Below are 12382 nucleotides of genomic sequence, written 5' to 3' on the forward strand. Positions count from 1 at the left end.
CGACTTGTGAATGAGTCGACATTTTCTCCCGGGGGTGGTCAACCAGGAATGCCGGTGAGGGACCAGGGTCCCGCGGGGTTCGAGGCTGTCGGCTCCGTCGCGGTGCGCACCTTCGCAGCCCATCAGAGTTCGCCGACCACGCGGACAGCACACCAGAGCATGGATGGCCATCACGTGAACGCCATGGCCGGCGACGGAAGTGGCGCGTCTCGCGGCCAGTTCGCCGAATACGACGAACTGCCCGACGGGCACTTCTACGACCCCGACGCCGAGTACGAGCCCGATCCGGAGTACGCGGCCACACTCGCGCCCGACGCGGCCCGACAGCGCCGCGAGCGCGTCGGCCCCACCGGGCGCCCGCTGCCGTACTTCCCCATCCCGGGGCCGGTGACCAGTCACGGCCCCGCGACGATCATCGCGATGTGCAACCAGAAGGGCGGCGTCGGCAAGACCACGTCGACCATCAACCTGGGTGCCGCGCTCGCGGAGTACGGCCGGCGGGTCCTGCTCGTGGACTTCGACCCGCAGGGCGCGCTCTCGGTCGGTCTGGGCGTCAACCCGATGGAGCTCGACCTCACCGTCTACAACCTGCTCATGGAGCGGGGCATGGCGGCCGACGAGGTGCTCCTGAAGACAGCGGTCCCCAACATGGACCTGCTGCCCTCCAACATCGACCTGTCGGCCGCCGAGGTCCAGCTGGTCTCCGAGGTCGCCCGGGAGTCGACGCTGCAGCGCGCCCTGAAACCGCTGCTGCCCGACTACGACTACATCGTGATCGACTGTCAGCCCTCGCTCGGCCTGCTCACGGTCAACGCGCTGACGGCCGCCCACAAGGTGATCGTGCCGCTGGAGTGCGAGTTCTTCGCGCTGCGTGGTGTCGCCCTGCTGACCGAGACCATCGAGAAGGTCCAGGAGCGGCTCAACCCGGAGCTGGAGCTCGACGGCATCCTCGCCACGATGTACGACTCCCGCACCGTGCACAGCCGTGAGGTGCTCGCGCGTGTCGTCGAGGCCTTCGACGACCACGTCTACCACACGGTCATCGGCCGCACGGTCCGCTTCCCGGAGACCACGGTCGCCGGTGAGCCGATCACCACGTACGCCTCCAACTCCGTCGGTGCCGCCGCCTACCGCCAGCTCGCCAGGGAGGTGCTCGCCCGGTGTCACGCCGAGTGAGTCTGCCGGGGGCCGACGAACTGTTCCGTACGACCGGGGGGATGGCACTGCAGCCGTCCACCCCCAGGCGCCCGGCCAACGGCGAGGCCCGGGTGCCGGCTCCCGCGAGTCCCGCGGAGAGCGACGACACGGCGGCGGAGGGGGCCGCCGACGCGCCGCAGTCGGTGCCCGTCCAGGGCGGCGACGGCGAGGGCGCGGAGCACACGGCGGCGGACGCCGAGCCGGCCGACACCGGCGAGTCCCGCAACCATGTCCCGGCGCCGGCCGGTGCCTCGGCGACGATCACGCCGTCGGCGGACCGGTCCGGGCGGCGGCAGGCGGCGCAGGAAGGTTCTGGCGCCGCCGAGCAGGCCCAGCCCCGCAAGCGCGGCGGCCGGGCACCCGCGCGGCGGCCCAGCGGCCGCGAGCGGCACGACGAGAAGATCACCGTCTACGTCTCCGCCGAGGAACTGATGGACCTGGAGCACGCGCGCCTGGTGCTCCGCGGCGAACACGGCCTGGCCGTGGACCGGGGCCGGATCGTCCGCGAGGCCGTCGCCGTGGTCCTGGCCGACCTGGAGTCCCGCGGGGACGCGAGCATCCTCGTACGACGGCTGCGCGGCCGGTAGGGGTAGCCTGCGGGGGCCATGACCTCGACCGACGCTCCCGTTCCCGGCCCCTCGGGCGGCCGTCGGCGTGCGCTGGGACGGGGACCGGGCACGGTGCCCCCGACCGCCCCCACCCCCGCGGACCCGGAGACGACGCCCGGGCCGGCCGAGGCGGAGCCGGAGCCTGCCGCGCCGGAACCCGAGGGCACGGTGGTCGCGGCGGAACCCGAGCCCGCAGCCGCGGAACCCGAGCCCACGACGGCGGAGCCCGAGCCCGCGAGGGCCGCAGTGGAACCCGAGCCCGCAGCCGCGGAACCCGCAGCCGTGGAACCCGGGGCCGCGGAGCCCGTCGGGCCGGAGCCCGTTCCCGACGGTGTCTTCAAGGTCAGGCTCGCCAACTTCGAGGGTCCCTTCGACCTCCTCCTCCAGCTGATCTCCAAGCACAAGATGGACGTCACCGAGGTCGCGCTCTCCAAGGTCACCGACGAGTTCATGGCGCACATCCGCTCCATGGGGCCGGACTGGGACCTGGACCAGACGACCGAGTTCCTCGTCGTCGCCGCCACCCTGCTCGACCTCAAGGCCGCCCGGCTGCTGCCCGCCGCCGAGGTCGAGGACGAGGCGGACCTCGCACTCCTCGAAGCCCGGGACCTGCTGTTCGCGCGGCTGCTGCAGTACCGCGCGTACAAGCAGATCGCCGACATCTTCAACCGGCGCCTGGACGAGGAGGCCCGCCGCTGGCCACGCACCGTCGGCCTGGAACCGCACCTGGCCGAGCTGCTGCCCGAGGTGGTCATCAGCATCGGCCCGGAGGGGTTCGCCAAGCTCGCGGTCAAGGCGATGCAGCCCAGACCCAAGCCGCAGGTGTACGTCGACCACATCCACGCCCCGCTGGTCAGCGTGCAGGAGCAGGCCCGGATCGTGGTCGCCCGCCTGCGGGAGCTGGGCGAGGCCAGCTTTCAGTCGCTCGTCGAGGACACGGACGACACCCTCACCGTCGTCGCCCGCTTCCTGGCCCTCCTGGAGCTGTACCGCGAGAAGGCCGTCGCCCTGGACCAGGAGACCGCGCTCGGTGATCTGATCGTGCGGTGGACGGGCGGGGACGAGGAGCCCGGGTCGATGGTGACCGACGAGTTCGACCGGCCGCCGGAGCCGCCCAAGGAGGACAAGGCGTGAGCGAGGACACCACAGAGCTGCCGGCCGGGCTGCGCCCGGTCGCGGAACTCGACCTCAAGCCGGCCCTGGAGGCCGTCCTCATGGTCGTGGACGAGCCCGCCACCGCCGAGCATCTGGCGAAGATCCTGGAGCGGCCGCGGCAGACGATCACCAAGGCGCTGCGGGCCCTGGCCGAGGAGTACACCGCCCAGGGCCGCGGCTTCGAGCTGCGGTTCGTCGCGGGCGGCTGGCGCTTCTACACCCGGGGCGAGTTCGCGCCCGCCGTGGAGAGGCTGGTCCTGGAGGGGCAGACGGCCCGGCTCACGCAGGCCGCGCTGGAGACCCTGGCGGTCGTCGCCTACCGCCAGCCGGTCAGCCGCAGCCGCGTGTCGGCCGTGCGGGGAGTCAACTGCGACGGTGTGATGCGCACCCTGCTCCAGCGCGGTCTGGTCGAGGAGGCGGGCGCGGAACCCGAAACAGGTGCGATCCTGTACAGGACGACGAACTACTTCCTGGAGCGGATGGGCCTGCGCGGCCTGGACGAGCTCCCGGAACTCGCGCCCTTCCTCCCGGAGGCGGAGGCGATCGAGGCCGAGACCCAGGAGGGCGTGCCGTCGTTCGATCCGGACGCACCCGATGCGCCGGACGCAGACGACGCAGACGACTAGACGGAAATTTGATGCGAAGCAGCAGCGGCAGGAACAGCAGCGGAAACAACGGCGGGAGCCGTGGTGGCAACAGCGGCGGCCGCGGCGGGAGCAGCGGTGGCCGCGGTGACTACCGCGGCGCCGGCAACGCCCGCGACGACAAGCAGGGTGCCGGGCGGCCGAAGAAGCCGCGCCCGGAGGAGCGGCGCTACGACGTGGGCCCGAACGCCACCCAGGACGGCCCGAAGTCGGGCCGGGGCGCGTCGGCCCGCGGTGGCGCCAAGGGCGGCCCCAGACAGGGGCAGGGCACGGGGCGGGGGCGTACGGCTCCGGCCAGCTCCCGTGAGTACGACGCCCGGGCCGAGGAGCGCAACCGGGAGCGGTACGCGGGCAAGCCGGACGTGAAGCTCCCCAAGACCTTCCCGGGCGCCGAGCAGGAGGGCGAGCGGCTGCAGAAGGTCCTCGCCCGCGCGGGCTACGGCTCCCGGCGCGCCTGCGAGGAGCTGATCGAGCAGTCCCGGGTCGAGGTCAACGGCGAGATCGTGCTCGAGCAGGGCAAGCGGGTCGACCCGGAGAAGGACGAGGTCCGCGTCGACGGGCTGACCGTGGCCACGCAGTCGTACCAGTTCTTCTCGCTGAACAAGCCGGCCGGTGTGGTCTCCACCATGGAGGACCCGGACGGGCGGCAGTGCCTCGGCGACTACGTCACCAACCGGGAGACCCGGCTCTTCCACGTGGGGCGCCTGGACACCGAGACCGAGGGCGTCATCCTGCTCACCAACCACGGTGAGCTCGCGCACCGGCTGACCCACCCCAAGTACGGCGTGAAGAAGACCTACCTCGCGCACATCGTGGGTCCCATCCCGCGCGACCTGGGCAAGCAGCTCAAGGACGGCATCCAGCTGGAGGACGGTTACGCGCGCGCCGACCACTTCCGGGTCGTCGAGCAGACCGGCAAGAACTACCTGGTCGAGGTCACCCTGCACGAGGGCCGCAAGCACATCGTGCGGCGCATGCTGGCGGAGGCCGGCTTCCCGGTCGACAAGCTGGTCCGGGTGTCCTTCGGTCCGATCACCCTCGGCGACCAGAAGTCGGGCTGGCTGCGCCGGCTGTCCAACACCGAGGTCGGGATGCTCATGAAGGAAGTCGACCTCTAGACGCCCCTGTGCCTTCCCTGACGGCCGGTCCCGCGCATGACGGGACCGGCCGTCGTCGTTCCCGTGAACGGGGCTCCAGCGGCCGCTGGAGCCTTGCGCGTGACCCTCCCGCTCTTTATAGTCGTAACGACTATTAGTGGGAACTGTCACCGAGGAGGTGGACGGACCAGTGCGGGGCTACGACAAGCACGCCTACGAACCCTTCGCCGTCACCGTCGACCTCGCCGTCCTCACCCTCCGCGCGGGGGCCCTGCACGTGCTGCTCGTCGAGCGCGGGCAGGAGCCGTACGCCGGACAGTGGGCGCTGCCGGGCGGCTTCGTGCTGCCCCGGGAGTCGGCCGAGACGGCGGCCCGGCGGGAACTCGCCGAGGAGACCGGACTGTCGGACGTGTCGGGGCTGCACCTGGAGCAGCTGCGCACCTACAGCGAGCCGGACCGCGACCCGAGGATGCGGGTCGTCTCCGTCGCCTTCACCGCGCTGCTGCCCGACGCGCCCGAACCGCGCGGCGGCGGCGACGCGGCGAAGGCGTGCTGGCTGCCCTGGGACCCGGCGCGGCCGCTCGCCTTCGACCACGAGCGGATCCTGGCCGACGGCCAGGAACGCGTCGGCGCCAGGCTGGAGTACAGCAGCCTGGCCACCGCCTTCTGCCCGCCCGAGTTCACCCTCGGCGAGCTGCAGAACGTCTACGAGACCGTCTGGGGCGTCGAACTGGACCGCCCCAACTTCCGCCGCAAGGTGCTCGCCACGCCCGGGTTCGTCGAACCGGTGCCGGGCGGCGCCCGGTTGACCGGCGGCCGTGGCAAGCCCGCCGCGCTCTACCGCGCGGGCACCGCCGCCACGCTCCACCCGCCCCTGCTCCGCCCGTCCCGGGAAGGACGCCCCGCATGACCTCGAACCTCGCGTACAAGCGTGCCGCCAGCGGCTCCCTGATCGGCCTCGCCCTCGGGGACGCGCTCGGCTTCCCGACCGAGTTCAACGACGTGCCCTCGATCCTCGCCAAGTGCGGTCCGTGGCGGGAGATGGAACTGCCCGCGCGGGCCTTCGTCTCCGACGACACGCAGATGACCCTCGCGGTGGGGCACGGACTGCGCACCGCCATGGACCGGGGCGTCCTCGCGCCCAAGCGGCTGGAACGGCCGCTGCGCGAGGAGTTCGTGAACTGGTACCAGTCGCCCGAGAACAACCGGGCGCCCGGCCGGACCTGCCTGCGGGCCTGCAACCTGTTGAAGGAGGAGGGGCGGCTCTGGCAGGACGCCAGCCAGATCGACTCCAAGGGGTGCGGGGCCAACATGCGGGTCGCGCCCATCGGGCTCGCGCCCGGGCTGAGCGACGAACAGCGCGCTGGCGCCGCCCAGTTGCAGTCCGGCCTCACCCACGGCCACCCCACCGCCCTGGCCGCCTCCGACCTGACCGCGCGTGCCGTGCGGCTGCTGGCGACCGGGACCGAGCCGGGCGCCCTGATCGATCAGCTGCGGTCGTACGCGGTCGCCAACCGCACCCACTACCGGCAGGCCTGGCTCGGCGACCTGTGGACCAGGAGCCACGACGCGAGCCCCGAGACGTTCGCCGCGCGCGGCTGGGACGAGTGCCTGGCGGTCCTCGACCGCCTCCGGGAGGCCGCGCGCACCGCCGACCCGGAGGCCGACCCGTGCCTGGCCACCGGCGCCGGCTGGATCGCCGAGGAGGCCCTGGCGACCGGGCTGCTGTGCTTCCTGCTCTTCCCCGACGAGCCGGTGACGGCGCTGCGCCGCGCCGCCTGCTCCTCCGGCGACTCGGACTCGATCGCCTGCCTCACCGGCGCCTTCGCTGGTGCCTGGCTGGGCGCCGACGCCTGGCCGGCGGAGTGGGCCGACCGGATCGAGTACGGGGGCGACCTGCTGACCCTCGGAGCGCTCTGGGACTCTTAGCCCCATGTTCGACGACCTGGACATCGACCTGACACGCGTGGTCGAGGAGCAGCCCCACCCCCTGCTGTTCGCGACCGTCTCCGGCGCCCACCTGTACGGCTTCCCGTCCCGGGACTCCGACGTGGACCTGCGGGGTGTCCATCTGCTGCCCGCCGCCGACCTGGTCGGACTGCGGGAGCCGGAGGAGACCCGGTCGCGGATGTGGGTCGACCAGGGCGTCGAGATGGACCTGGTCACCCACGACCTGCGCAAGTTCGTCCGCCTGCTGCTGCGCCGCAACGGCTACGTGCTGGAGCAGCTCCTGTCGCCGCTCGTCGTGCACACCGGTGACACGCACCGCGAGCTGATCGCCCTGGCCCCGGGCGTGCTCACCAGTCACCACGCCCACCACTACCGCGGTTTCGCGGTCACCCAGTGGCGGCTCTTCGAGAAGACCGGCGAGCTCAAACCGCTGCTCTACACGTTCCGGGTCCTGCTCACCGGCATCCACCTGATGCGCGGCGGCGAGGTGCAGGCCCATCTGCCCAGCCTCGTCGCGGAGGTCGCGGAGAGCCCCGCCTACCTGCCCGAGCTGATCGCCGCCAAGGCCGAGCGGGAGCACGGCAGCGCCGATGTCGAGCACGCGCGCGTGGCGGCCGACGTCGAACGGCTGCACGGCCTCCTCGACGACGCGCAGCGGATCTCAGCGCTGCCCGAGACCCCTGCCGGGTACGACGCCCTGCACGACCTGCTGGTCCGGGTACGGCTGGAGGGCTGAGGCGCGCCGGGTGCGGAACAGGAAGTCCGCCACGCGTGCGTGGTCCGGCTCGGCGGGCAGCGGACTGCCGGCCAGGGCCCGGTCGGTCTCCTCGCCCAGCCGGGCCATCCGGGACTCGACCTCGGCCCAGGAGACCTCGCCCCGCTTCACCGCCAGGAACTCCGCCCGCCGGTCGCCGACGTCGATCGTCAGTTCGCCGGTGCGCAGCAGGTCGCGGGCGCTCGTCAGCAGCCGCAGCAGGTGCATCGCGTGCTTCCAGCGCGGGGCGCCGTGGGTACGCACGTCGGCGTCGAGCTTTCTGCGCTGGCCGAGGGCGTAGCGGGTGAAGGTGCCGTACGCCAGCCGGGACAGGAAGGCGCCACGCAGCGCCAGCAACTCGTGGCCGGTGTCGTCGACGTGCTCGACCAGGGGCGAGTGCAGGCACTCCAGGATGTTCGGGTTGGCCCGCAGCGCGAGTTCGCAGAAGCGTTCCAGCTCCCAGGAGAACCGCTCCTCGCCCGGACCCTCCACGTGCGTCGGCGGCTTCTCGAACCGCCAGAACAGGGGCGTGGGGGCGAGGAACACGCCCCGGCGGTCGGTGTCGCTGCCCTCCGTGGCCAGTCCGAAGGCCCGCGACCCCATGACACAGCTGTAGATCGTGTGGTCGCGTACCAGGTCCTCGGGCTGCATGACCGGGAGCGTACGCGGCCGGTCATCCCATGGTGATCGAATTTCCGTTCACCGTGATGGACTCGGCGGGCAGCGGCCGGGTGGCCGGACCGTGCGCGACCGAGCCGTCGGCGATGTGGAACTTGCTGCCGTGGCAGGGACAGTCGATGGTGCCGTCCGCCACCTGGGCCACCGTGCAGCCCTCGTGGGTGCAGATCGCCGAGAAGGCCTTGTACTGGCCCTTCGTCGGCTGGGTCACCACGATCTTCTGCTCCGCGAAGATCACCCCGCCGCCCTCCGGGATCTGGCTGGTCTGGGCCAGCGCCTTCCCGGCGGGCGCGCTCGCCGACCCGGAGGCGGACGCCGACGCGGGCCCGGAGGCGGCGGCCGACTCGGAGGAGCCGGAGGAGCTGCTGCCGTTGTCGCTGCCGCATCCCACGCAGCACACGGCGAGCGCCGACGCGCCCGTCGTGAGGATGGTGCGGCGGGTGGATCCTTCGGTCATGTTCGTCACTCCGAACGTGCGGAAGAGCCGGAAGGGCCGGAAGGGCCGGGAGGCGGACGCCAGGAAGTCGCTCCGAGCGGAGCACCAGCATCTTGGCACCGAAACCACCCAGGAAGAAGCAAGGCGTGACGGAGTGTGGCAAAACGCGCTTTCCGTACGCCTGATAGCCCAACGCGTCCGGACGGCGCTGCCGTGGAACCGCCCTTCCTCCGAGTAGCGGGACACGGTGATTCGGACGACATTGGCCAGGGGGCGGCCCGCGTCCGCAGGCGTCGCCCCGTGATCCCGGAGACCCGAAAGGCACGGTCACGGCCATGGCAGGCAACGATCTGGAAAGCATGCTCGGCAGCCTCCTGGGCGGCGACGGCAAGGACGCCGGGCTCCTGGGCGCGCTGATCGGCTCCCTGAGCCACGGCCAGGGCGGCGGCTCGCTGGACGGCCTCCTCGACGGCCTGGCCAGATCCGGCCTCACCGCGCAGAAGGACTCCTGGGTCGGGACCGGCACCAACCAGTCCGTCACCGGGGACGAGATCCGGCACGCCCTGCCCGACGACACCCTCCGGGAGGTCGCCGAGGTGGCCGGCGTCAGTCCGCAGCTGGCCGCGGACCGGATCGCCAGGGAACTGCCCGACGTCGTCGACCGGCTCACCCCCGGGGGCGAGGTGCCGAAGGCCTCGATCGAGGAACTCGTCCGCCGGCAGACCCGGTGAGCCGCGTCCCGGCGGGCGGGCACCGCGCAACGGCCCGGCACCGGCCTGACCGGGCGCCGTCCCGCGATCCCCGGCGGACGCAGCCCGGTACGAGGGCGAACTTCCGTCCCGCGGTGCACCGCGTCCGACGCCGTGGCCCGATCCACCGGGGACTACGGGACAGCCCTTAGGCTGGACGGACCAAGGCGCGGACGCAGGACGCGGACACCGGAACAGGAGCAGCGACGTGGCGGTACGAGCGGTCCGGGGGGCCGTCCAGCTGGAGCGGGACACGGCCGATCACATGGACGAGCAGGTCGGAGCGCTGCTCACCGCGGTCCTGGAGCGGAACGGGCTGACCGCCGACGACCTGATCAGCATCTGGTTCACGGCCACCCCCGACCTGCACAGCGACTTCCCGGCGGCCGCCGCGCGCAAGATCGGCATCGTCGACGTGCCCCTGATCTGCGCCCAGGAACTGGACATCGAGGGCGCCATGCCCCGGGTCGTCCGGATCCTCGCGCACATCGAGTCGGACCGGCCCCGCACCGAGATCAACCACGTCTACCTCGGCGCCGCGGCCGCCCTGCGCAAGGACATCGCCCAGTGAGGACCGCGCTCGTCATCGGCACCGGTCTCATCGGTACCTCCGCCGCCCTCGCCCTGTCCCAGCGGGGTGTCGTCGTCCACCTCGCCGACCACCACCCCGAGCAGGCCCGAACGGCGGCCGCGCTGGGCGCCGGCACCGACGAGATCCCGGCGGCCCCCGTCGACCTGGCGATCGTCGCCGCCCCGCCCGCCCATGTGGCCGCCGTCCTCGCCGACGCGATGGACCGGGGCCTGGCCCGCGGCTACATCGACGTGGCCAGTGTCAAGGGCGGCCCGCGCCGCGAGCTGGAGGCGCGGGGCCTGGACCTGGCGTCGTACATCGGGACCCACCCCATGTCCGGCCGGGAGAAGTCCGGGCCGCTCGCGGCCACCGCCGACCTCTTCGAGGGCCGCCCCTGGGTGCTCACGCCCACCCGGGACACCGACACCGAGGTGCTGAACCTCGCCCTGGAGCTGGTCTCGCACTGCCGTGCCGTGCCGGTCGTCATGGACGCCGACGCCCACGACCGCGCGGTCGCCCTGGTCTCCCACATGCCCCACCTGGTCTCCAGCATGGTCGCGGCCCGTCTGGAGCACGCCGAGGAGGCGGCCGTACGGCTGTGCGGGCAGGGCATCCGGGACGTGACCCGGATCGCCGCGTCCGATCCCGGGATGTGGATCGACATCCTCTCCGCGAACCCCGGTCCGGTCGCCGACCTGCTCGCCGACGTCTCCGCCGACCTCGACGAGACCGTCCGCGCGCTGCGGGCCCTGCAGTCCTCGGACGACGCCAAGCGGCACGAGGGCGGGGCCGGCATCGAGGACCTGCTGCGGCGCGGCAACGCGGGCCAGGTCCGGGTGCCCGGCAAGCACGGGTCCGCGCCGCGCGCCTACGAGGTCGTGGCGGTCCTCATCGACGACCAGCCCGGCCAGCTGGCCAAGATCTTCGCGGACGCCGGCGCGGCCGGGGTCAACATCGAGGACGTGCGCATCGAGCACGCGACCGGGCAGCAGGCCGGTCACGTCCAGATCTGGGTGGAGCCCAAGGCGGTGCCGGTGCTCACGGCGGCGCTGCGGGACCGCGGCTGGGCGCTGCGGCAATAGGCTGAATCAGGTGGTCGCGGGGGCCGGTAACCTTGTGCGGGGCGCGACGGCGCCCCGCACACCACCCACCACCCTGCACCCGGAAGGTGTCCCCCCGTGGAAAACGGCGCCGTAAAGCCCGTGATTGTCGCGATCGACGGCCCCTCGGGCACCGGCAAGTCGAGCACGTCCAAGGCCGTGGCCGCGCAGCTGGGCCTGAGCTACCTGGACACCGGTGCCCAGTACCGGGCGATCACCTGGTGGATGGTGAACAACGGCATCGACCTCACCGACCCGACCGCCATCGCCGCGGTCGCCGGTAAGCCGGAGATCGTCTCCGGAACCGACCCGGCCCACCCGACGATCACCGTCGACGGTGTGGACGTCGCCGGCCCGATCCGCACCGAGGAGGTCACCTCCAAGGTCAGCGCGGTCAGCGCCGTCCCCGAGGTGCGCATCCGGATCAGCGAGCTGCAGCGGTCGCTGGCCACCGGCACCGAGACCGGCATCGTCGTCGAGGGCCGCGACATCGGTACGACCGTGCTGCCCGACGCCGACCTGAAGGTCTTCCTCACCGCGTCCGCGGAGGCCCGCGCGGCCCGGCGCAGCGGCGAGCTCAAGGGCGCCGACGTCAACGCCACCCGCGAGGCCCTGGTCAAGCGGGACGCGGCGGACTCCTCGCGCAAGACCTCGCCGCTCGCCAAGGCGGACGACGCGGTCGAGGTGGACACCACCGAGCTGACGCTGGCCCAGGTCATCGAGTGTGTCGTCACCCTCGTCGAGGAGAAGCGGGCGGGGCAGTGAGCGGCCCGTCGATCCCCTCGCAGCGGGGTGCCGAGGTGGGGCGGCGCATCGGTGTCGGCCTCATGAACGGGCTGTGGAAGCCGCGCGTGCTGGGTGCCTGGCGGATGCCGGCGCACGGCCCGGCGATCCTCGCGGTGAACCACTCCCACAACATCGACGGCCCGATGGTCATGGGCGTGTCGCCCCGGCCCACGCACTTCCTGATCAAGAAGGAGGCGTTCGTCGGGCCGCTGGACCCGTTCCTGAACCGGATCGGCCAGCTGAAGGTGGACCGGCAGTCCACCGACCGCACGGCGATCACCCGCGCGCTCGGCGTGCTGGCGGCCGGGGGAGTGCTCGGCATATTCCCCGAGGGCAGCCGGGGCGAGGGCGACTTCGCCTCGCTGCGCGCCGGTCTCGCCTACTTCGCGGTCCGCTCGGGGGCGCCGATCGTGCCCGTGGCCGTGCTGGGCAGCTCAGAGCGGAGCGGCCGCCTGGTCAAGGGGCTGCCGCCGCTGCGCGCCCGTATCGACGTCGTCTTCGGCGACCCCTTCGAGGCGGGCGACGGCAGCGGGCGGCGCACCCGCAGCGCCCTGGACCAGGCCACCGAGCACATCCAGAAGCAGCTCACCAGCCACCTGGAAAACGCCAGGCGCCAGACCGGACGCCAGGCGACACTTAAGTAGTGGATCGGCCCGG

15 protein-coding genes and 1 pseudogene are annotated in these 12382 nt (G+C 72.5%); 13 read left to right on the forward strand and 3 right to left on the reverse strand.

Going from position 1 to position 12382, the window contains the following annotated elements:
• Positions 1-48: 48 nt before the first annotated feature.
• The 8 genes from ACFY3I_RS20305 to ACFY3I_RS20340 all read left to right on the forward strand — a co-directional run bounded on the left by ACFY3I_RS20305 (position 49) and on the right by ACFY3I_RS20340 (position 7387).
• Positions 49-1176 (forward strand): ParA family protein, encoded by a 1128-nt coding sequence (locus ACFY3I_RS20305; protein WP_365288160.1) that lies wholly within the window; start codon positions 49-51, stop codon positions 1174-1176.
• Positions 1161-1784 carry a hypothetical protein gene (locus tag ACFY3I_RS20310; protein ID WP_390861812.1) on the forward strand — a complete coding sequence of 208 codons (624 nt, stop codon included), beginning with the start codon at positions 1161-1163 and terminating at the stop codon, positions 1782-1784. Before ACFY3I_RS20305 ends, ACFY3I_RS20310 begins: the two co-directional genes overlap by 16 nt.
• Before the next feature lie 18 nt (positions 1785-1802).
• Positions 1803-2939, forward strand: a complete 1137-nt coding sequence (locus ACFY3I_RS20315) for a segregation and condensation protein A (RefSeq protein ID WP_390861814.1) — start codon at positions 1803-1805, stop codon at positions 2937-2939.
• Positions 2936-3586, forward strand: a complete 651-nt coding sequence (gene scpB, locus ACFY3I_RS20320) for an SMC-Scp complex subunit ScpB (protein ID WP_390861816.1) — start codon at positions 2936-2938, stop codon at positions 3584-3586. The genes ACFY3I_RS20315 and scpB overlap by 4 nt, the downstream gene beginning before the upstream one ends.
• 11 nt (positions 3587-3597) lie before the next feature.
• Positions 3598-4722, forward strand: a complete 1125-nt coding sequence (locus tag ACFY3I_RS20325) for a pseudouridine synthase (protein WP_390861817.1) — start codon at positions 3598-3600, stop codon at positions 4720-4722.
• A 136-nt stretch (positions 4723-4858) separates the two neighbouring features.
• Positions 4859-5611, forward strand: a complete 753-nt coding sequence (locus ACFY3I_RS20330) for an NUDIX domain-containing protein (RefSeq protein WP_365288150.1) — start codon at positions 4859-4861, stop codon at positions 5609-5611.
• Positions 5608-6630 carry an ADP-ribosylglycohydrolase family protein gene (locus ACFY3I_RS20335; RefSeq protein ID WP_390861819.1) on the forward strand — a complete coding sequence of 341 codons (1023 nt, stop codon included), beginning with the start codon at positions 5608-5610 and terminating at the stop codon, positions 6628-6630. Before ACFY3I_RS20330 ends, ACFY3I_RS20335 begins: the two co-directional genes overlap by 4 nt.
• A 4-nt stretch (positions 6631-6634) precedes the next feature.
• Entirely contained in the window at positions 6635-7387 is a 753-nt protein-coding gene (locus ACFY3I_RS20340; RefSeq protein ID WP_365288146.1) for a DNA polymerase beta superfamily protein, read from the forward strand.
• On the opposite strand, the gene ACFY3I_RS20345 is transcribed toward ACFY3I_RS20340, so the two are convergent.
• The 3 genes and pseudogenes from ACFY3I_RS20345 to ACFY3I_RS20355 all read right to left on the reverse strand — a co-directional run.
• Positions 7313-8056, reverse strand: coding sequence for a DNA polymerase beta superfamily protein (locus tag ACFY3I_RS20345; RefSeq protein ID WP_390861821.1), 744 nt, complete (start codon positions 8054-8056; stop codon positions 7313-7315). The genes ACFY3I_RS20340 and ACFY3I_RS20345 overlap by 75 nt on opposite strands.
• Positions 8057-8078: 22 nt before the next feature.
• Positions 8079-8540: a Rieske (2Fe-2S) protein gene (locus ACFY3I_RS20350; protein ID WP_390861823.1), complete on the reverse strand. Its 462-nt coding sequence runs from the start codon at positions 8538-8540 to the stop codon at positions 8079-8081.
• 97 nt (positions 8541-8637) lie between these two features.
• A pseudogene (locus ACFY3I_RS20355) lies at positions 8638-8880 on the reverse strand (hypothetical protein); the annotation flags it as partial.
• On the opposite strand from ACFY3I_RS20355, the gene ACFY3I_RS20360 reads away from it, so the two are divergent.
• From ACFY3I_RS20360 to ACFY3I_RS20380, 5 genes are all read left to right on the forward strand, one after another.
• Complete coding sequence (locus ACFY3I_RS20360) at positions 8855-9250, forward strand: YidB family protein (RefSeq protein ID WP_390861824.1); 396 nt, start codon at positions 8855-8857, stop codon at positions 9248-9250. The pseudogene ACFY3I_RS20355 and the gene ACFY3I_RS20360 overlap by 26 nt on opposite strands.
• A 226-nt stretch (positions 9251-9476) precedes the next feature.
• On the forward strand, positions 9477-9839 hold the full coding sequence (aroH, locus tag ACFY3I_RS20365; RefSeq protein ID WP_390861825.1) for a chorismate mutase: 363 nt from the start codon (positions 9477-9479) through the stop codon (positions 9837-9839).
• On the forward strand, positions 9836-10921 hold the full coding sequence (locus ACFY3I_RS20370; RefSeq protein ID WP_390861826.1) for a prephenate dehydrogenase: 1086 nt from the start codon (positions 9836-9838) through the stop codon (positions 10919-10921). The genes aroH and ACFY3I_RS20370 overlap by 4 nt, the downstream gene beginning before the upstream one ends.
• Before the next feature lie 96 nt (positions 10922-11017).
• Positions 11018-11704: a (d)CMP kinase gene (gene cmk, locus ACFY3I_RS20375; RefSeq protein ID WP_365288134.1), complete on the forward strand. Its 687-nt coding sequence runs from the start codon at positions 11018-11020 to the stop codon at positions 11702-11704.
• On the forward strand, positions 11662-12369 hold the full coding sequence (locus ACFY3I_RS20380; RefSeq protein WP_390861828.1) for a lysophospholipid acyltransferase family protein: 708 nt from the start codon (positions 11662-11664) through the stop codon (positions 12367-12369). The genes cmk and ACFY3I_RS20380 overlap by 43 nt, the downstream gene beginning before the upstream one ends.
• Positions 12370-12382: the final 13 nt, after the last annotated feature.

Source organism: Streptomyces sp. NPDC001068 (assembly GCF_042897315.1).
Taxonomy (GTDB): domain Bacteria; phylum Actinomycetota; class Actinomycetes; order Streptomycetales; family Streptomycetaceae; genus Streptomyces.

Coding starts and splice junctions, on each gene's coding strand:
- ACFY3I_RS20305 (WP_365288160.1), top strand. CDS start 49: ATGCCGGTGAGGGACCAGGGTCCCGCGGGGTTCGAGGCTGTCGGCTCC.
- ACFY3I_RS20315 (WP_390861814.1), top strand. CDS start 1,803: ATGACCTCGACCGACGCTCCCGTTCCCGGCCCCTCGGGCGGCCGTCGG.
- ACFY3I_RS20325 (WP_390861817.1), top strand. CDS start 3,598: ATGCGAAGCAGCAGCGGCAGGAACAGCAGCGGAAACAACGGCGGGAGC.
- ACFY3I_RS20335 (WP_390861819.1), top strand. CDS start 5,608: ATGACCTCGAACCTCGCGTACAAGCGTGCCGCCAGCGGCTCCCTGATC.
- ACFY3I_RS20340 (WP_365288146.1), top strand. CDS start 6,635: ATGTTCGACGACCTGGACATCGACCTGACACGCGTGGTCGAGGAGCAG.
- ACFY3I_RS20345 (WP_390861821.1), bottom strand. CDS start 8,056: ATGCAGCCCGAGGACCTGGTACGCGACCACACGATCTACAGCTGTGTC.
- ACFY3I_RS20350 (WP_390861823.1), bottom strand. CDS start 8,540: ATGACCGAAGGATCCACCCGCCGCACCATCCTCACGACGGGCGCGTCG.
- ACFY3I_RS20360 (WP_390861824.1), top strand. CDS start 8,855: ATGGCAGGCAACGATCTGGAAAGCATGCTCGGCAGCCTCCTGGGCGGC.